18 protein-coding genes are annotated in these 18,803 nt (G+C 36.2%); 13 read left to right on the top strand and 5 right to left on the bottom strand.

From position 1 onward, the window contains the following. Positions 1–3 precede the first annotated feature (3 nt). The 11 genes from JEP40_RS00510 to fbaA all read left to right on the top strand — a co-directional run bounded on the left by JEP40_RS00510 (position 4) and on the right by fbaA (position 9,883). Positions 4–399, top strand: a complete 396-nt coding sequence (locus tag JEP40_RS00510) for an immunity 22 family protein (RefSeq protein WP_198621990.1) — start codon at positions 4–6, stop codon at positions 397–399. A gap of 33 nt (positions 400–432) precedes the next feature. Beyond that, positions 433–978, top strand: coding sequence for a nuclease (locus JEP40_RS00505; protein WP_198621989.1), 546 nt, complete (start codon positions 433–435; stop codon positions 976–978). Position 979: 1 nt separating this feature from the next. Further along, positions 980–1,333, top strand: coding sequence for a hypothetical protein (locus JEP40_RS00500; protein ID WP_198621988.1), 354 nt, complete (start codon positions 980–982; stop codon positions 1,331–1,333). Further along, a complete protein-coding gene (locus JEP40_RS00495) occupies positions 1,330–1,659 on the top strand; it encodes a hypothetical protein (protein ID WP_198621987.1) in 330 nt (109 codons plus the stop codon). The genes JEP40_RS00500 and JEP40_RS00495 overlap by 4 nt, the downstream gene beginning before the upstream one ends. 14 nt (positions 1,660–1,673) lie before the next feature. Continuing rightward, positions 1,674–2,024, top strand: a complete 351-nt coding sequence (locus JEP40_RS00490; RefSeq protein ID WP_198621986.1) for a hypothetical protein — start codon at positions 1,674–1,676, stop codon at positions 2,022–2,024. A 72-nt stretch (positions 2,025–2,096) separates the two neighbouring features. Next, on the top strand, positions 2,097–2,555 hold the full coding sequence (locus JEP40_RS00485; RefSeq protein ID WP_198621985.1) for a hypothetical protein: 459 nt from the start codon (positions 2,097–2,099) through the stop codon (positions 2,553–2,555). A 33-nt stretch (positions 2,556–2,588) separates the two neighbouring features. Next, the gene (locus JEP40_RS00480; protein ID WP_198621984.1) at positions 2,589–3,674 is read left to right on the top strand and encodes a hypothetical protein; all 1,086 of its coding nucleotides are present in this window, start codon (positions 2,589–2,591) and stop codon (positions 3,672–3,674) included. 544 nt (positions 3,675–4,218) lie between these two features. Then, the gene (gene tkt, locus JEP40_RS00475) at positions 4,219–6,213 is read left to right on the top strand and encodes a transketolase (RefSeq protein ID WP_198621983.1); all 1,995 of its coding nucleotides are present in this window, start codon (positions 4,219–4,221) and stop codon (positions 6,211–6,213) included. A 257-nt stretch (positions 6,214–6,470) separates the two neighbouring features. Continuing rightward, positions 6,471–7,490 (top strand): erythrose-4-phosphate dehydrogenase, encoded by a 1,020-nt coding sequence (epd, locus tag JEP40_RS00470; protein WP_198621982.1) that lies wholly within the window; start codon positions 6,471–6,473, stop codon positions 7,488–7,490. Positions 7,491–7,576: 86 nt separating this feature from the next. Continuing rightward, a complete protein-coding gene (gene pgk / locus JEP40_RS00465) occupies positions 7,577–8,740 on the top strand; it encodes a phosphoglycerate kinase (RefSeq protein ID WP_198621981.1) in 1,164 nt (387 codons plus the stop codon). A 63-nt stretch (positions 8,741–8,803) separates the two neighbouring features. Beyond that, positions 8,804–9,883 (top strand): class II fructose-bisphosphate aldolase, encoded by a 1,080-nt coding sequence (fbaA, locus tag JEP40_RS00460; protein WP_198621980.1) that lies wholly within the window; start codon positions 8,804–8,806, stop codon positions 9,881–9,883. A 261-nt stretch (positions 9,884–10,144) separates the two neighbouring features. Here the strand turns inward: fbaA and dtpB are convergent, their stop codons facing one another. Both dtpB and hpaC read right to left on the bottom strand, forming a co-directional pair. After that, positions 10,145–11,632 carry a dipeptide/tripeptide permease DtpB gene (gene dtpB / locus JEP40_RS00455; protein WP_198621979.1) on the bottom strand — a complete coding sequence of 496 codons (1,488 nt, stop codon included), beginning with the start codon at positions 11,630–11,632 and terminating at the stop codon, positions 10,145–10,147. Positions 11,633–12,230: 598 nt separating this feature from the next. Further along, on the bottom strand, positions 12,231–12,749 hold the full coding sequence (hpaC, locus tag JEP40_RS00450; protein WP_198621978.1) for a 4-hydroxyphenylacetate 3-monooxygenase, reductase component: 519 nt from the start codon (positions 12,747–12,749) through the stop codon (positions 12,231–12,233). 592 nt (positions 12,750–13,341) lie between these two features. Between hpaC and hpaR the strand changes: the two genes are divergently transcribed. Further along, complete coding sequence (gene hpaR, locus JEP40_RS00445) at positions 13,342–13,779, top strand: homoprotocatechuate degradation operon regulator HpaR (RefSeq protein WP_198621977.1); 438 nt, start codon at positions 13,342–13,344, stop codon at positions 13,777–13,779. A 66-nt stretch (positions 13,780–13,845) separates the two neighbouring features. Here hpaR and betT read toward each other — a convergent pair whose 3' ends face one another. Together betT and JEP40_RS00435 are read right to left on the bottom strand one after the other, a co-directional pair. After that, positions 13,846–15,849: a choline BCCT transporter BetT gene (betT, locus tag JEP40_RS00440; RefSeq protein ID WP_198621976.1), complete on the bottom strand. Its 2,004-nt coding sequence runs from the start codon at positions 15,847–15,849 to the stop codon at positions 13,846–13,848. Positions 15,850–16,214: 365 nt separating this feature from the next. Beyond that, positions 16,215–16,850 carry a hypothetical protein gene (locus JEP40_RS00435; RefSeq protein ID WP_198621975.1) on the bottom strand — a complete coding sequence of 212 codons (636 nt, stop codon included), beginning with the start codon at positions 16,848–16,850 and terminating at the stop codon, positions 16,215–16,217. 267 nt (positions 16,851–17,117) lie between these two features. On the opposite strand from JEP40_RS00435, the gene JEP40_RS00430 reads away from it, so the two are divergent. Then, on the top strand, positions 17,118–17,792 hold the full coding sequence (locus tag JEP40_RS00430) for a DUF421 domain-containing protein (RefSeq protein WP_198621974.1): 675 nt from the start codon (positions 17,118–17,120) through the stop codon (positions 17,790–17,792). An 85-nt stretch (positions 17,793–17,877) separates the two neighbouring features. Here the strand turns inward: JEP40_RS00430 and rnz are convergent, their stop codons facing one another. Next, positions 17,878–18,795 carry a ribonuclease Z gene (gene rnz / locus JEP40_RS00425; RefSeq protein ID WP_198621973.1) on the bottom strand — a complete coding sequence of 306 codons (918 nt, stop codon included), beginning with the start codon at positions 18,793–18,795 and terminating at the stop codon, positions 17,878–17,880. Between the last annotated feature and the right edge of the window lie 8 nt (positions 18,796–18,803).

Raw genomic sequence — 18,803 nt, 5'->3', positions numbered from 1 at the left:
AATATGGAAAATAAAGTACATTTATGGATTGGTAGTAATTTTTCTTCCGAAGAAGAATATATGCATTATTTTGAGTTAGATTATTCGGTGGAAGGCGGAATTGATGATCCTAATTATAGAGTATGTGGATTCTGCCAAGATCTAGATATAGTGTGGTATGACGAAGATTTTATTGGTGTTATTCCTCGTTTTGATAACAATGTTACGCTTGATGAAATTCTAGTAGATGCAGCTGTTGATGAAAGTGAAATATCGCTCATTAAAGCTAAATGTGAAGAGTTAGGAATAAAAAATGCTAATGCTATATTTTGGTATCAAGATCCTGAACTCGTTATCAAAGAGAGCGATAATCAAACCTATAATAATTTATATTATATTGGCGAATATAATGGTGATTAACTGGTTTAAAAATAAACTTAGACTGGAATGATCATGCTATTAGCGCTTGATGAAATCACAAAAGAGTTAGAAAACAAATTTTCTCCTTTAGGTGAAGATTTTGATGATTTAGTGCTTTTTAAAAGAGCAGCACCACTTACTGATTTAGATTTGTTAGAACAAAATTTAACCCTTTCCCCCCTTGATGATTTTACCTCTTTTATCTCTCTCTATAATTTAGATAATTTCTCATTATTTAATATCAGCTTTGGTTGTGGTGAAGATTATCTTGAAAGGCTATTTATGCTAAATAGCCCCAATGAGTTTACTCAGTGGTGGACTGGTGATTATAGACCTGAAAATATGATTGTTATTGCACTGTCAGATCCTTATACCATCTTATTGAATACTCAAACTGGTGATATTTTTGCAATGACAAGTGGATCACCTACGGATAGTTTTGAGCATATTGCAGCTAACTTTTTTGTTTTTTTTAGCGCAGTTGCGACACTGTTTTTAACGGATATTTCGCCGGATAGAATTATAAAACTAACATCCTCTCAAACAACCTCATTTTGGTATCAACTAAAACCTGAATAAAATGAAAAATATAAAGAAAAAAGAGCTAATTTATGATGGTTTTGAAGATGATTTTTACCGGTTAAATCATCTGATTCAGTGCCCTTATTATGATGAAAAAATGTCGATTAGCGTAACGCAATTAAACAATTTAAACAGACTAGATGAAGAGGTAAGACAGCAGGTAATAAATAAGACGAAAGGACTAACCTTAAATCTAGGAATGCACTATACCTATGATGGTTTGTCGGTAATGTACGATATCCAAAAATCAAAAAAAGAGAATATGCGGTTGCTTGGTTTATTTGCTATTGGTGAAAGACAACCTGCAAGATATCAAATCATAGTCTTGGGGATATTTAGGATTAATTTATGAACACGGAATTTTATTTACATTTAAGTATGCTATCTAAAACGCTCGAGCATTTTTATTATCAGGAATTTGAAACTGAACAAGCCGAATACAGTAAAAATAAAGAGATAAAACAAGCAATTGTTCAATTTATTCTTGAAATGAAAGAACAGGGTGAACACGCATTAATTGATGAGGCTCTAAACCTTATATTTCATAATACCGGTTGTCATATTGATTGCGAAATTTTAGATGAAATCATGCTTCCTGTTATTGAACAAAACATCATTACTCCAGAATTGATTGACAAAAATTTGAGAGAGAATTCACCTATGGGGCGTTGGTTTTAATACAAAGGAAAATAATGAAAAAAGATAAATTTGTTATTAATGAAATATACAAAGAGTTATTTGAAGATAACCTCAAACAATATAGTGAAAGGTTAAATAGGCCAGATCCAGAAAGTCACCATGAAGGTACTTTCTCTCAAGTGAATAAGATTTTTGTTAATTTATCAGAGGAAGAAAGAAACTCATTGATTAATATGATGAAAATCGTGATGACAGATACTGCATCAACAATATTCGGAACACTAGACGGCACTCATTTCGTTAATAATATTGATGAGGATTTTCGGCTTATTTATGATAACGAAGAAATACAAGGTGATCTTCAAGATCATTTTTTAGCATTAGTGGAAGATAATAATAGTTAAACTAAAATTTATTCTGAAATGTTATGTTGAAATTAAATAGAATTAACGTAGAAATAATTGAGTCTATTAGTCATGAGTTTTTTTCACGAAATCCAACAAAAAATCGGTATTACGCCTTTCTTTTCTAATATGGGGCAGGGAAGCTTTGATGATAAAAAAATTATCCATTTTCAAAGTATCCAAGCTTGTTTTGAATCGTCTTTGAATGTCGAATGGTTGCCAACTTCTCCGACTCAAACTGATCCTTTCTATATAAAACAAGGATATCCCAAAGATTTAGTTGAGATGCGATTACTTGTTAGTAAAGCCGTAATAGAGAGTCTAAAAGCGTTTCCTGTACCTGACAGTCATTTTCAGTACGATGTACATAACTTTAAAATTGCAGCAAGAAATGCGATATGTTACGCATTTAGGCAGTATCTTACTGAAAAGTATTTCAATTATGGTGACAACTGGGAAAATATCATTCAGATTTACTACCAAGGTTATTTTCCGATAGGTTTTTATAAAAAGAAATTAGTGGTAATTTAATCGCTGGCTACTTGTAAGAAGGGAGCGCAAAAAATGGATTTGAATCAATGGTTTTGCTCTTATTTAGAGCATAAATATAAAAACAAAGCGCTTCACCTAAATAGTAATGATTTTGAGTACAGCATAGACGATGATAATAACGCAGAGCTATTTTTTAAAAAGAATAAAGATAACACCGTTATTGGTTGGGATGCAGAATTACAGCCGAGTGATCCGGGGTATTCTGACAATGAAGGTAAGCAAGTCAGTTTAGAAAAATACCAAAATAAAATCACTATTTATGATGAGCAAAATTTTTATTATTTAATCATTACCATTAATTCGATGGGATATGTGAGAAAACTTAATTTTTATAATCGAATGAATGATTTTATTAAAGAGTACTGTTTCTTTCAGCTCTCAAGATTAAATAATATTAAAATGCTTAATGACAGACAAATAAATCAGCTTCACCAATTTTTATTTAAGTTTTTTCTTTATTGTCACCCTGTTAACTACGATACTTTAACATCATTTAGTGTGATAAATGGATGTGTTACCCATATCTCAAGTAAAGTAAAAGTTTCTGAATATATCGAAGATTATTACCATAACTTTTTAGTGCATTATTCATCTGTTATTAATAAAGTGGATATCAACGCTGAAGAAATTCAGGCCATAAAGGCATTATCATTACAATTGCTTAAAACGCTTGAAGGGAAAGGATTGTCAATTATTTATCCTGAAAATGATCATAGTACGTGGTTATTACATCAACTTAATCATATTGATGATTTTCTTTATGCTTATCACCATAATAATACTTATTTTTTTGAGCAACTAAGCCAAGCCTTAGATGTATTGGGCAATCGTGATTATGATAAATACTGTTTAAGCACTTTTTTACAAAATTATGTTATGTATATTCTTTTTTTTGATTTTGATGAGATAGATAAACTAACTGATTTCTTTATTAAACATAAAATGAAAAGTAAACTTTCTCGCATTATTAATAAGATGTTTTCTGACACTATTTTTCTACAAAAAATAATAAGAGAAAAGAATATTCAATTAACACGGAAAAAAGAAATTTTAAACTTAATGAAAGTCAAAACACGAAAAATATATTCTTTATCGTGACAAATTTGATAAAAACCTTTTTAAATTAACCTAATTGCTTATTTTTTAACTCGTTTTATTAAGGTAGTAAGTAACATTTACGCTACGCTGATTTTTCCTTTTAGCTATATATGATGTAAATAAGATTTTTATTACTGAATCAGCTAATTATCTGCTTTTTATCTTTTTTAAGCTCTTATAATTCTACGTCCTTGTAACAAGTTCAGTCAGTTATTAGGCTATAATTAAAACAAATACGGTATTTATTTGATTTGATGGATAATTAGGTAATGAAATTTTATCTTGATTAGTCATGTCAAGCTAAGGTTTAATAGCACGCTTCTCAATTGCGCAAATAGTTGCCTTTTTTGCTTTTTGTTGCGCAACAATGCAGTGATGTAATGTTATTTTCCGCTTTGATCGTAAAAAATGCCGTGCAAATCAAAGAACTATTGCTTTAAGCTAATTACGATAGCCCCCTTGGTGGATTTTTTATATTGCGGTTTTTTGCCTGCATTGAGAGAATCAGCTATCTAGATGCTTTTTATCCGACTTGGAGTAGAAAATGACCACTCGTAAAACCCTTGCTAATGCGATCCGTTTTTTAAGTATGGATGCTGTGCAAAAAGCGAAATCAGGACACCCTGGCGCCCCTATGGGTATGGCTGATATTGCAGAAGTATTATGGCGTGATTTTTTAAATCATAACCCGACTAACCCTAACTGGGCTGATCGTGACCGTTTCGTATTATCTAACGGCCATGCTTCAATGCTGATTTATAGCTTACTGCACCTGTCTGGTTATCAAGTTTCTTTAGATGATCTGAAAAACTTTCGTCAATTGCATTCTAAAACACCAGGTCACCCAGAATATGGCTATACCCCAGGTGTTGAAACAACAACGGGTCCTTTAGGTCAAGGTATTGCAAACGCAGTGGGTTTTGCTATTGCAGAACGTACATTAGCGGCTCAATTTAACCGTCCTGGTCATGACATCGTTGACCACTACACCTACGCCTTTATGGGTGATGGTTGTATGATGGAAGGTATCTCTCACGAAGTGTGTTCTTTAGCGGGAACATTACAGTTAGGTAAACTGATTGCATTTTATGATGACAATGGCATCTCTATTGATGGTCAAGTGCATGGTTGGTTTACTGATAACACAGCAGAACGTTTCGACGCTTATGGCTGGCATGTCATCAGTGGCATTGATGGTCACGATGCAGCAAGTATTAAAGCCGCTGTTGAAGCTGCAAAACAAATCACTGACAAACCTTCACTGCTGATTTGTAAAACCACTATCGGTTTTGGTTCTCCTCATAAAGCAGGTACTGCTGATTCTCACGGCTCACCATTAGGTGATGCAGAAATCGCTGAAACACGTAAAGCGTTAGGTTGGGAATACGGCGCATTCGAAATTCCACAAGAAATTTATAAAGAGTGGGATGCGAAAGAAGCAGGTAAAGCAAAAGAAGCTGCATGGGATGCTAAATTTGCTGCATACGCAGCACAGTTCCCTGAATTAGCTGCTGAGTTCAAACGCCGTGTATCTGGTGAATTGCCAGAAAACTGGGAAAAAGATTCCAAAGCATTTATTGAAAATCTGCAACAAAATCCTTCAAGCATTGCAAGCCGTAAAGCATCTCAAAATGCATTAGAAGCATTCGGTAAAGTATTACCAGAATTCATGGGCGGTTCTGCAGACTTAGCACCAAGTAACTTGACTATGTGGTCGGGTTCTAAAGCGCTGAACGAAGATAAAGCCGGTAACTATATCCATTACGGTGTTCGTGAATTCGGTATGTCTGCAATCATGAACGGTATTGCATTACATGGTGGTTTTGTTCCTTACGGTGCAACCTTCCTGATGTTTATGGAATATGCGCGTAATGCCGTACGTATGGCTGCTCTGATGAAGATCCGCAGTATCTTCGTTTATACTCATGACTCTATCGGTCTGGGTGAAGATGGTCCAACTCACCAACCTGTTGAGCAAATGGCAAGTCTGCGTGTTACTCCAAACGTGAGCACATGGCGTCCATGTGACCAAGTTGAATCAGCTGTTGCATGGAAATATGCAATTGACCGTAAAGATGGTCCAACAGCACTGATCTTCTCTCGTCAAAATCTTGCACAACAACCACGTACTCCAGAACAACTGGCAAACATCGAGAAGGGTGGTTACATCCTGAAAGATTGCACAGGTACGCCGGAATTAATTTTTATCGCCACAGGTTCTGAGGTTGAATTAGCGGTTAGCGCTTATGATCAACTGACTGCTGAAGGCCGTAAAGTACGTGTTGTTTCTATGCCAGCAACAGATGCATTTGATAAACAAGATGCAGATTACCGTGAAGCAGTATTACCAGCATCAGTGAAAGCTCGTGTTGCTATCGAAGCAGGTATTGCTGACTACTGGTTCAAATATGTTGGTTTAGATGGTGCGATTGTAGGTATGCGTAGCTTCGGTGAATCGGCACCTGCAAACGAATTATTTGAAGAGTTTGGTTTTACTGTTGAAAATGTGGTCACACAGGCAAAATCTTTACTTAAATAATCAATAAGTGTTAACAAGAGCACATTTTTGGGAAGAATTTCTCAGATGTGCTCTTTTTTTATCCTTCCATCTTTGTTTACTATTGCGATCTTCTCTCATTTCTCGTAATCTGATTATCAGTAAGCTGAACCGTTTCAGTTAATGCTAAAATGTCGGTGACTGCACAATTTCTAGATTTACTTGATTTATCGTTGTTGATTAGTATCTTGCTCTATTATTCTAAGCGGTTGCAAATCACAAGTTATCAAGGAAGTCACATGACAATCAGAGTCGCTATTAACGGTTTTGGTCGTATAGGGCGTAATGTATTAAGAGCGCTTTATGAATCAGGTAAACGGGCTGAAATAACGGTTGTTGCAATAAATGAATTGGCTGATGCGCAAGGTATTGGGCATCTTCTCAAGTATGACTCCAGTCACGGACGTTTTGCTTGGGATGTGCGAATTAATAACGATTTATTGCAAGTAGGTGATGATAGCATTCGTCTTTTTCATCATGTTGATATTACTGATTTACCTTGGGGTGAGCTTGGTATTGATGTTGTGCTTGATTGTAGTGGTGCTTATGGCTCTCGCGCTGATGGCGAAGCTCATATTGCACAAGGTGCAAAAAAAGTGCTTTTTTCTCATCCGGGTACAACCGATTTGGATGCAACAGTGGTTTTTGGTGTTAATCAACATGAACTTAAAAAAGAACACCGCATTGTTTCAAACGCATCTTGTACAACAAATTGCATTATTCCCATCATTAAAATGATGGATGATGCGTTTAATATAGAGTCAGGAACAGTAACAACAATCCATGCAGCCATGAACGATCAACCCGTGATTGATGCATATCATAAGGATTTACGCCGTACTCGTGCTGCAGGACAATCTATTATTCCTGTTGATACGAAATTGGCCGCAGGAATTACTCGGATTTTTCCAAAATTTAAGGATCATTTTGAGGCAATTTCTGTACGAGTTCCTACAATTAATGTGACGGCAATTGATTTAAGTGTCACTGTAAAAACGGCTGTAAATGTGTTAGATGTCAATCGGTTAATTCAAAAATCAGCAACTGGCGCATTTCGTGGTATAGTGGATTACACAGAATTGCCATTAGTCTCAACTGATTTTAACCACGACCCTCATAGTGCTATCGTTGACGGCACTCAAACAAGAGTTAGTGGGCAACACCTGATCAAGACGTTAGTCTGGTGTGATAATGAATGGGGCTTTGCTAATCGAATGCTTGATACAACGTTAGCAATGGCTACAACTGGTTTTAAATAATCATGTTTTAATGACGGTGTCGCGTAAAATACAACACACTGAACAGAAGATTACTAAATTTTAGAGAATCAATGAGAGGATTCATCATGTCTGTAATTAAGATGACCGATTTAGACCTAGCGGGTAAACGAGTTCTTATCCGTGCTGACCTGAACGTTCCAGTTAAAGATGGTAAAGTAACTTCAGATGCGCGTATTCGTGCTTCTTTACCAACAATTGAAGCCGCGTTAAAACAAGGCGCTAAAGTGATGGTAACTTCTCACTTAGGCCGTCCTACCGAAGGTGAGTACAACGAAGAGTTCTCTTTAAAACCAGTTGTTGACTATCTGAAAGACAAATTAACGGCACCTGTTAGTCTTGCTAAAGACTATTTAAACGGTGTTGAAGTTAATGCCGGTGAATTAGTTGTTCTTGAAAATGTTCGTTTTAACAAAGGCGAGAAAAAAGACGACGAAACGCTGTCTAAACAATACGCTGCATTATGTGATGTGTTCGTAATGGATGCATTCGGTACTGCTCACCGTGCTCAAGCATCAACTCATGGTGTTGCCAAATTTGCACAAGTTGCTTGTGCTGGCCCACTGCTGTCAGCAGAGCTTGAAGCATTAGGTAAAGCATTAGATAAACCAGCGCGCCCAATGGTTGCAATTGTTGGTGGTTCTAAAGTTTCAACTAAACTGACTGTATTAGATTCTTTATCAAAAATCGCTGACCAATTAATCGTTGGTGGTGGTATCGCAAATACCTTTATTGCCGCAGAAGGTCACCCAGTAGGTCGTTCTTTATATGAAGCAGACCTAGTTGATGACGCTAAAAAACTGATGGAAAAATGCGATATTCCAGTACCAAGTGATGTTCGTGTTGCAACTGAATTCTCAGAAACAGCAGAAGCTGTTTTAAAATCAGCAAGTGACATCAAAGATGATGAACAAGTGCTAGATATCGGTGATGTGACAGCTGAACGTTTAGCTGAAATCCTGAAAAATGCGAAAACTATCCTGTGGAATGGCCCTGTAGGTGTATTTGAATTCCCTAACTTCCGCAAAGGTACAGAAATCATTGCTAAAGCGATTGCAGATAGCGATGCATTCTCTATCGCTGGTGGCGGTGATACGCTGGCTGCTATTGATTTATTTGATATCGCAGACAAAATCTCTTACATTTCAACCGGTGGTGGTGCCTTCTTAGAATTCGTTGAAGGTAAAAAACTTCCTGCTGTTGCAATGTTAGAAGAACGCGCTAAACAGTAATTAAGTCAGCTCATACAGGTAGAAAGTTATTTTCTACCTGTTCCAAATATAGGATCTTATTACATGTCTAAAGTTTTTGATTTCGTGAAACCGGGCGTCATCACAGGTGATGATGTACAAAAAGTATTTGCAGTAGCAAAAGAAAACAAATTTGCTTTGCCTGCGGTTAACTGTGTAGGTACTGACTCAATCAATGCTGTGTTAGAAGCTGCTGCGAAAGTTCGTTCTCCTGTTATTGTACAGTTCTCTAACGGTGGTGCTGCATTTATCGCAGGTAAAGGTCTTAAATCTGATGTACCACAGCAAGCCGCTATTTTAGGTGCAATTTCTGGTGCTCACCATGTGCATCAAATGGCTGAATACTATGGTGTTCCTGTTATTCTGCACACTGACCACTGTGCGAAAAAATTATTACCATGGATTGATGGCCTGTTAGATGCAGGTGAAAAACACTATGCTAAAACAGGTAAACCTCTGTTCTCTTCTCACATGATTGACTTATCAGAAGAGTCATTAGAAGAAAATATCGAAATTTGTGCTAAATATTTAGCGCGTATGGCTAAAATCGATATGACTTTAGAAATCGAATTAGGCTGTACAGGTGGTGAAGAAGACGGTGTTGATAACACAGGTATGGACAGCTCTGCTCTGTATACTCAACCAGAAGATGTTGCTTACGCATATGAAAAACTGAGCGCAGTAAGCCCTCGTTTTACTATTGCAGCCTCTTTCGGTAACGTTCACGGTGTTTATAAACCAGGTAACGTTCAGTTAACGCCAAAAATTCTGCGTAACTCACAAGACTACGTATCAGAGAAATTCAATCTGCCACACAATAGCCTAGATTTCGTTTTCCACGGTGGTTCTGGTTCTACTGCTGAAGAAATCAAAGAAGCTGTTGGCTATGGTGTTATTAAAATGAATATCGATACTGATACTCAGTGGGCAACTTGGGATGGTATCTTACAGTTCTACAAAAAGAACGAAGGCTATCTGCAAGGCCAGTTAGGTAATCCTGAAGGTGCTGATAAACCTAACAAGAAATATTACGACCCACGTAACTGGTTACGCCAAGCACAATCATCAATGGTTGTTCGCTTAGAGCAAGCATTTAAAGAATTGAATGCGATTGATGTTCTGTAATTAATTCATTCTTTAAAATGAAATAAACCCGCTTATTTGGCGGGTTTTTTATGCCTGATAGAAAGTTATCAGACAGTTTGGCTATGATGATATTTATCTTTAAAAATTAGATATAAAGTTGTGTCGATAATCAATATTTTTAGTCACTATTAGAGATGTCTGAGCCTTACGAAAGAAGATTTAAAATTGAAATAAAGCAGATATAAAAAAGCGTCTATTAATGAATAGACGCTTAAATCAATTGATATATTGTTTGAAAGATTAGCCAGTGACTTTAACGCCTTTGCTTTCCTCTTTCATCATTCGGTTAAGCAGAGGCACTGTTGCCCACATAACCAGACCCACAATTAAGGTCACAATACCAATTTTACCAAACACATCGGTATAGATAGGTAAAGTCTGCAGTGGATCTGTAATGCCTTCTGGTGCTGCTGTGAAGGTCGCAACATAACCACCTAATAAATAGGCAGTTGCTTGAGTCAAGAACCACATACCTAAAATAAAGCCCATCATATATTGCGGTACGAAAGCTGCAACCATGGCCAAACCTAACGCACTGATCATTAGCTCACCTAAACTCTGGAATAAATAAACCAGAACGATAAACCAAGGAGATGTTAAGCCTTGAGCGTCTGCAAACCACATACCCGATGCAGCAGCTGTAAGGAATCCTAACGAGCACAGAAGCATACCTGCGGTAAACTTCGCTGGCATTGAGAAGTCTTTGCCTTTCGCACCTAAACGACTATATACGATGGCTAGGATTGGGCTCGCAATAATAATCCAAAATGGGTTTAAGGCTTGGAAGCTTACAGGATGGATCTCAAAACCCAATAAATTATGATGAACGTTGTGAATAGCAAAAAAGTTCAGTGAGGTTGGCATTTGAGCATAAAGGATGTAGAAAATAACAGCTTCTAACATCAGAACAAAAGCAACATACATTTTATTACGCGCAACGCGATCTTTTTGTTTAAATGCTTCACGGAAATAAATGAAGACAACAATAATAGACAGGCTGACTAAAACAATATTCGCAATCATTACATTGTGCAGTAACCATGCACAAGCAAATACCATTGCGACAGATCCTGCAATGACTAATAGCAGTTTGTTGTAATTCATTGGTAAATGGTCTGGCTCAGAACCAATATTTGCTACCATCTTACGGCAGAAGAAATAAACCAATAAGGCAATAATTAAGCCAATACCACAAATATTATAAGTCAGACCATATCCATAATGATCGGCAAGTACTGGCGCAATAGATAAAGAAATTAATGAGCCAACATTTATCGACATATAAAATAGCGTAAATGCACCATCAAGGCGTGGATCTTTAGGTGGATAGCATTTTGCTAATAAGCTTGCAGGGTTCGCTTTAAATAAACCGTTACCTACAGCGATAGTTCCTAATGCGTAGAAAATTAAATTAGGATGTATAATTGACATACCAGTCATGAAATAACCGATAGCCAGGACAATAGCACCTAAAACAATAGTTCGTTTTGTTCCTAATAAGTGATCACCAACATAACCACCAATAGAAATAAGCCCATAAACCAGCGCAGAAAATGCACCAAAAGTAATAAAAGCCTGTTCTTGAGAGAAACCGAGTTTACTAACAAAATAAACGGCAAGAATACCTTGTACGCCGTAGTAACCGAAACGTTCCCATAATTCTACAAAGAAAATCATAAAGAATGGTTTAGGCTGTTGTAATAAACCGACTTGAGCGGGTTTATCCATATCTGTAATGCCCCTAATTATTATTTATTTTTAACAACGATGTTATTTACTCAAATTTATGAGATATGTTACATGACGATAACATTATCTGCCGTATTTAGAGTGATGTTTGCAAATTTAAGAAGGTAATCAGCAAGTCGAGTAGACTAATATATTGATGGAATGACTTCTCAAAGGTTGATCACACTGTAGGGAAGATTAATACCAGATTGAAAAAAATATTCATTAATTTATTTTCAAATAAAGCCATTTAATTGGGTTTTGGTATAAAATATCACCAATGAGATTATTATTTGTTTGTATTTTAATCTAATTAAAATAAATAAAGATGCATGATGAAAGTGAAAAGAAAATATTTCTAATGATGTGACTGATTGATTATAGAAAGAATTTTTTCATTATAATTTAAAGATATTCTTTTATAACAAACAGATGTTAATAAAAGATTAATAAAGACCTAGAAATTATGAATTGTTATTTGGTGAAATAATTATTCATTTGTTTTGGATAAATATCTGCTTCTATAAAGATATTATTAACAATAAAAAACGCCCTTATTGAAAGTGCGTTTTTATCTTGAGTCAGAAATAGTCAAAGTTTAAATGGAGATAGGTACCAATTCATTTTTAATAGAATGGAAGCGACGTTTAAAATAAATAAGTCCATCACCATCTTCACGTACAGCAATATTTTTAATTTCAGCCATATAAACAAAATGTGTGCCAACTTGGCGAACATCATAAATATCGCCTTCTAGGCAGGCGAGTGCATTTGTTAATATCGGTTGTTGTAGTTGCCCGTTTTGCCATCCTGGTTGGGTAAAACGATCTGCCATCGCAAGCCCTGTCATTCCGGCAAAATGACAGGCCATTTCTTCCTGTTCATGATTCAAGATATTAATACTTAATTTCCCATTTTCTTGAAAAATGGTATTCATCTGACTTTTACTGTTGATGCAAACCATCACGGTTGGTGGATTGTCAGTGACTGAACATACCGCTGTTGCGGTTAAGCCACAGCATCCAGCGTCGCCATTTGTTGCAACGATATTAACCGCCGCACCTAAGCTTGCCATTGCATCCCGAAAAAGTGGGTTAGCCTGTTTTTCCTCAGACATTTTCTACTCCTACTGCCAGACTTCTCGTCTGTGGGCGTCTTCACTTAAAATAATGATTAGTTAAGGTCGTTAAAATATGACTTAACGACTCCGCTTAACAAAGTTGTTATGAACTTGCCGGCTTCTTTGTCGCACGAATTTAAAGGCGTAACGCTACCGCGCATAAACAAAGATAGCAATCTTTCTTTGTTACAACTTGTTAACTTTATCTCAAAAAAATGTGAGACAACCTTATCGCTACGATCATTATTCCTAATTTATGGCTAAGGTAATAGGCAAATTAGGCGACTTTTTTCAATAGATAGAGGGATAACACAAATTGCAAATTCATAATAATTGCATATATGGCAACACGTTGTGAAAAACAGTGTTAAAACAAATAAAAGTAAAGGGTGATAAATTGCACAAAGAGAATAAAATTGCAAAAATTGAGTCAACTTTATTTATTTGTTAATATGAATAATTGTAACAAATAGTCTATTCTTAGAATATAGTCATTTTATAAACTATAAACAGCGGTACTTTTTCACTGTCTATATTGAGTGATTTTTCGTCCATTCACCTATAACACCATATAAAGAGCTTCTTGATTATGCATGAATCATTAACTATCGCGCTATTGCAAGCTCGGGAATCTGCGATGGGTTTTTTTCGACCTGTTCTTAAAGAGCATAATCTGACAGAACAACAGTGGCGGATTATTCGAGTGCTTGCGGATAAGCGTTCTATTGATTTTCACGAATTAGCACAAAAATCGTGTATTCTTCGACCAAGTTTAACGGGCATTCTTATTAGAATGGAAAGAGATGAGCTTATTTGTCGATTAAAACCCGTCAGTGACCAACGAAAGCTTTTTGTTTCGCTTTCTACAAACGGCCAAAATTTATACGATAAAATTCAGCCTAAAATTGAAGAAGGTTATCAATTACTAGAGCAAAAATTTTCGACTGAGAAATTACAGCGTCTATCTGGGTTATTAAAAGAACTGATTGCGTTAAATCCAGATGATACAGAACAATCAGAGAAATAATTTATTTTAATAATAAAAAAGGAGATGCTTTTGCATCTCCTTTTTGTTGTTATGACTTAGATAATATTACTGTTTACCTAATACATGTAAGAAGTGGATGTGTTTTTCATACTGATCAAGAATATCGTGAATGATTTGTTCTTTCGTCCAACCCATTACATCGTAGTCTTGCCCACCTTCTTTTAAATGAATTTCAGCGCGATAATATTTATGTTCTTCGTCTCTTTCTTCATCACTTAATCCCGCTAAAGCAAAAGCCGGTTGAGTATAAAAACGCAGGCGAACTTCATAGAAGAAATTCATGTCATCACCTAAATCAACTTCAAAGCCAATGCGATCATCTTCATCATTATGGATGTAGCATTGAGTTGCTTGTTTGCTTAACTCAGCAGAGACCATCTCCATTGAAGGCTGAATAACTTCATCCATAAAACGTTTTACATGGGAACGTTTTGGGAAATAAGCGATATTTCTTAAACGACGTTGCCAAGGAATGGGATTACGGCTTGCTGGTGGTGCAATCGTAGTTAGCTGTTGACTATCACGTTTATACACATCAACACGTAATGCTTTTATTAGCCCATAAATAGAAGCAAGCAATACCATTGAGAAGGGAAGAGCACTTGCAATTGTCACTGTTTGTAGTGCAGTTAAACCACCCGCTAACAATAATGTGATCGCAGAAACACCCATTAATCCAGCCCAAAAAATACGTTGCCATACAGGTGTTTCACTATCACCGCCGGAAGCTAACGTATCCACAACCATTGCGCCAGAGTCTGCGGAGGTAACAAAAAACACAACCACCATCAGCATCGCAAAGAAGGATAAAACTGACGAAAATGGAAAATAATTTAAGAACTCAAATAAAGCCAATGAAACATCTTGTTGGACGATATTTGCGAGGGCTTCTGCACCTTTATCTTTTATTAAATGAATGGCGGTATTACCAAAAACGGTCATCCAAAGTAAAGTAAAGCCAGCAGGAACAAACAGAACGCCGATAACAAATTCACGGATAGTACGGCCACGAGAAATACGGGCGATAAACATGCCTACAAACGGAGACCATGATAACCACCATCCCCAATAAAGCAGTGTCCATCCTCCTAGCCAATCACTCGATTTAGGTTCATATGCGTAAAGATTAAAGGTTTTACTTACAATCTCAGATAAATATCCTCCCGTATTCTCAACAAATGATTTTAATATCAATACTGTTGGACCGAGAATGATCACCAATAAAAGGAGAATAACGGCTAAGCCTAAGTTGAGTTCGGATAAAAAGCGGATCCCTTTATCTAATCCAGAAACAACAGAAATAGTAGCAAGACCGGTTATTACAACAATTAAAATAACTTGAATAGTTGGATTAATAGGAATATCAAAAAGGTGATTTAAACCCGCATTAACTTGTAAAACACCAAAACCCAATGAGGTTGCAACACCAAAAACCGTTCCCATAACAGCAAAAATATCGACTGCATGACCAATAGGGCCATGTATACGATCACCAATAATGGGGTAAAGTGCTGAACGTAGCGTTAATGGCAAGCCATGACGATAAGAGAAAAATGCTAAAATTAATGCAACAATGGCGTAAATCGCCCAAGCGTGTAATCCCCAATGGAAAAAGGTTAATCGCATCGCTTCTTTTGCCGCTTCTATGGTTTGAGCTTCACCAGTAGGGGGCATTAAATAATGCATAACAGGCTCAGCAACACCAAAGAACATTAATCCAATCCCCATCCCCGCAGAAAAGAGCATGGCAAACCATGCAAAATAGCTAAAGTGAGGACGTGCATGATCAGGCCCCAGTTTTATTTGACCAAAACGGGAAAGTCCTAGATAAGTCACACTCAGCAAAACCAATGCTACGGCTAGAATGTAGAACCAACTTGCATTCGTGAAGAGGTTTTCCTGAAGATGACCTAATTTGTCATTAGCCAACTCTGGAAATAATGCAGAAAAGCCAACGACCAATAGAATTAATAGCGCTGAGGTATAAAAAACGGGAGGATTAATTTTCATCCTAACTTTTTGAGGGGTGATATCGTTTTGTTGACTCATAGTTAACCTATTTTTTGTTATTTTCCTAGAAAGAGACTTTTTGCTATCAACTTTCTGATTGTTATTTTAACCAGAAAAGAAAAGTTCGTAAGAAAATTTGAATAAAACATCAAATCAGAGTGATATTTTATAAAAGAACGGAAGTAAATTATTTTTTCCGTAAAGTGGAGAAAAAGAGCATTAAATCAATTGATTGACATTGTTTTGATATAAGTGCTTTCATTCTTTAATAGGTTTCTCCTGTTGAAAAAAGGAGAACATGGTTACATTTTTTGCTTAATCGATCAACCCTTGTCTTTTTTTTGCACAAAAAAAGCCAGTGTATACCCACTGGCTTTTGATTCATCAAAAATTCTGAAATCAGATTATTTGTTCTCAGCTTTTAAATCATCAATTTTTTGTTTTGCTTGATCAGTCAATTGATCCGCTTTATCAAGTGCTTTATTTTCAGTCTCTTGAGCTTGTTGCTTTATATCATCACTTGTTTTTGAAGCATCCCCTTTTAGCTGATCAACTTTGTTGTCAGCTTCTTGCATCAGGTTATCTGCAGTTTTACTGGCATCTTGTTTTAGCTCAGTGGCTTTCTCAGAGAGTTTATTGCTTTCAGCTTCTAGACTTTGCTTAATCTCTTCTGCTTTTGTTGCACTCGCATCTTTTAACTCATCAGTTTTTTGTGAAATGTTCTCTTTTAGCGCGTCTGTTTTTTCATCAGCTTGTGCTTTTAATTCTGCAGCTTTTTGTTCTGCTTTATCTTTTAGCTCTTGAGCTTGTTGTGTTAACTCATCTGCTTTTGCATCTGCATCTTCTTTTACGTCAGTGGCTTTATCTTTGGCTTGTTCTGTCAGCTCGTTAGCTTTATCTTGTGCTGTTTCAGTTACTTGAGTTGCAGTTTCTTTTGCCTTATCAATACCATCATCGACTTTTTTAGATGAATCATCACAACCCGCTGTGATAGTAACAAGACCCGCTAGAACCAATGAAGTAAGTAGTTTTTTATTCATTTTTTTCTCCAAAATGTGTGTTCAAAAACAATTCAGTGATATCCCGCGTAAGTAGTAAAAAAGGCGAGAAGCTATTACGCTGATAGTAAGAGATTACAGATAAACTATCATAATAAGTATAGTGTGAGTCTTAAAATCAACTAACCTAAGTATATTAAGTGTTTTTTCTTAGTCAAACTCCATGAAAAATAATTTGAATTTTTATCAGGATAGCGTTTTCTGCTTTATAATAATAAGAGCAGACATTATTGGAAATGTGAGATGCAAATGGAATATTACTTTCTGGTCATTATCAAATTTATTATTGGTTTTACTATCATATTAGTCCATATGAATTTATCAGGGAAAACACAACTTTCTCAATTAACACCCATTGATTTTATTGGTAATTTTGTTCTTGGGGGGATTATGGGGGGAGTAATTTATACTGACGCTATTCCTCTTTACCAATATATTATTGTCTTTTTAATTGGTGTTTGTTTTATCTCTTTACTCAATTATATCAGTAAGCGATTCAATTTTTTTCGAGCTGTTACCATTGGAAATCCCATTCCTATTATAAAGAAGGGTGAATTTATTATGGAAAATATTATGGAGAAGAAGAATAAGATAGACATTCTTAATATTACTTCACGTCTTCATGCTCAAGGCATCCATTCGTTTCAAGAAGTCAACTACGCGCAAATTGAACCTGATGGGCAAATTACGGTAGTGTGTGATGGCGCTAAAATGCCGTCCTTGATTGTGATGAAAGACGGCGTTATTCGTACTTCAGAATTAGTACAAATAGAAAAAGATGAAGCATGGTTACAAGAAGAGATGAAAAAACAGCATATTGATAAGCCTGAAGATGTTTTTTTAGCTGAGTTTTGGGATGGGAAAGTGAACTTTATTTTGCAAGATGGCAAGATAAAACGTACCGCATCATTGCAGAATGATTAACTAAAATACAAATCGATGATTAGGTGAATTGTGTAGAGTAACAATGGCGACATAATGCCGCTATTGTTACTTTGTAGTAGTAGAACTACAACTTAAACACGGTAAAATCAGACGCAATTTCAGTATGGCTAAAAACGTGTTGGCATTCATTGAGTAACTCAACACAGTCTTCTGGTAAATAACGGCTACTAATATGGGTAATAATCAACTTTTTGACATTAGCGTCCTTTGCTAACGTTGCTGCTTGTGTTGTTGTTGAATGCCCACGACTATTTGCTTGCTCTGCCATTTGATGCTTAAACGTTGCTTCATGCACAATAACATCTGCGTTATTGGCAAGTTTTAATGCATCCGGCGTGGGTTGTGTATCACCAAAAATAGCAATACAGCGTCCTTTTATTTCAGGGCCGATATACTTTTTGCCATTAATGACTCTTCCATCGGGCAATGTAATCGTTTTGCCTTGTTTTAAGTCTTGTAACCAAGGACCAGTCGGAATATTTTCAGCTTTTAGCTTCTGTACATTGAGCTTACCGGGGCTATTTTCTTCTTCTAAGCGATAGCCAAAACAAGGCACTGGATGAGAAAGCGCTTCACAACTGACTTTCATACCTTCTTCTTCAAACAGAAAACCAGCTTCGTCAATTTCAACAATATTAATCGGGTAAGTTAAATAGGAGTGACTTAATGTCAGTGATGTTTCTATAAAAGCTTTAATACCAATAGGGCCATATACTGTTAAACCTGTTTCAGTCCCCCCCATTGAGCGACTACAAAGTAATCCCGGTAAACCAAAAATATGATCACCGTGTAAATGGGTAATAAAAATTTTATTTAAACGTGGTAATTTCACGCGAGTATGCAGTATCTGATGCTGTGTGGCTTCACCACAATCAAACATCCACATACTTTTTTGTTTATTTTGTAAGTCAAGCACCATACTAGTGACGTTCCGATCCTTAGACGGAACACCGGCATTAGTGCCTAAAAAAATGAGCTCCATAATGAAAT

Source organism: Proteus vulgaris (assembly GCF_016239305.1).
Taxonomy (GTDB): Bacteria; Pseudomonadota; Gammaproteobacteria; order Enterobacterales; family Enterobacteriaceae; genus Proteus; species Proteus vulgaris_C.
Note: the sequence above shows the minus strand (reverse complement) of the source record. Positions and strands in the feature narration are given on the sequence as shown.

What these genes read in the sequence shown, in the direction of transcription:
- JEP40_RS00510 (WP_198621990.1), top strand. Translation starts at nt 4, where the DNA reads ATGGAAAATAAAGTACATTTATGGATTGGTAGTAATTTTTCTTCCGAA.
- JEP40_RS00505 (WP_198621989.1), top strand. Translation starts at nt 433, where the DNA reads ATGCTATTAGCGCTTGATGAAATCACAAAAGAGTTAGAAAACAAATTT.
- JEP40_RS00500 (WP_198621988.1), top strand. Translation starts at nt 980, where the DNA reads ATGAAAAATATAAAGAAAAAAGAGCTAATTTATGATGGTTTTGAAGAT.
- JEP40_RS00495 (WP_198621987.1), top strand. Translation starts at nt 1,330, where the DNA reads ATGAACACGGAATTTTATTTACATTTAAGTATGCTATCTAAAACGCTC.
- JEP40_RS00490 (WP_198621986.1), top strand. Translation starts at nt 1,674, where the DNA reads ATGAAAAAAGATAAATTTGTTATTAATGAAATATACAAAGAGTTATTT.
- JEP40_RS00485 (WP_198621985.1), top strand. Translation starts at nt 2,097, where the DNA reads ATGAGTTTTTTTCACGAAATCCAACAAAAAATCGGTATTACGCCTTTC.
- JEP40_RS00480 (WP_198621984.1), top strand. Translation starts at nt 2,589, where the DNA reads ATGGATTTGAATCAATGGTTTTGCTCTTATTTAGAGCATAAATATAAA.
- tkt (WP_198621983.1), top strand. Translation starts at nt 4,219, where the DNA reads ATGACCACTCGTAAAACCCTTGCTAATGCGATCCGTTTTTTAAGTATG.
- epd (WP_198621982.1), top strand. Translation starts at nt 6,471, where the DNA reads ATGACAATCAGAGTCGCTATTAACGGTTTTGGTCGTATAGGGCGTAAT.
- pgk (WP_198621981.1), top strand. Translation starts at nt 7,577, where the DNA reads ATGTCTGTAATTAAGATGACCGATTTAGACCTAGCGGGTAAACGAGTT.
- fbaA (WP_198621980.1), top strand. Translation starts at nt 8,804, where the DNA reads ATGTCTAAAGTTTTTGATTTCGTGAAACCGGGCGTCATCACAGGTGAT.
- dtpB (WP_198621979.1), bottom strand. Translation starts at nt 11,632, where the DNA reads ATGGATAAACCCGCTCAAGTCGGTTTATTACAACAGCCTAAACCATTC.
- hpaC (WP_198621978.1), bottom strand. Translation starts at nt 12,749, where the DNA reads ATGTCTGAGGAAAAACAGGCTAACCCACTTTTTCGGGATGCAATGGCA.
- hpaR (WP_198621977.1), top strand. Translation starts at nt 13,342, where the DNA reads ATGCATGAATCATTAACTATCGCGCTATTGCAAGCTCGGGAATCTGCG.
- betT (WP_198621976.1), bottom strand. Translation starts at nt 15,849, where the DNA reads ATGAGTCAACAAAACGATATCACCCCTCAAAAAGTTAGGATGAAAATT.
- JEP40_RS00435 (WP_198621975.1), bottom strand. Translation starts at nt 16,850, where the DNA reads ATGAATAAAAAACTACTTACTTCATTGGTTCTAGCGGGTCTTGTTACT.
- JEP40_RS00430 (WP_198621974.1), top strand. Translation starts at nt 17,118, where the DNA reads ATGGAATATTACTTTCTGGTCATTATCAAATTTATTATTGGTTTTACT.
- rnz (WP_198621973.1), bottom strand. Translation starts at nt 18,795, where the DNA reads ATGGAGCTCATTTTTTTAGGCACTAATGCCGGTGTTCCGTCTAAGGAT.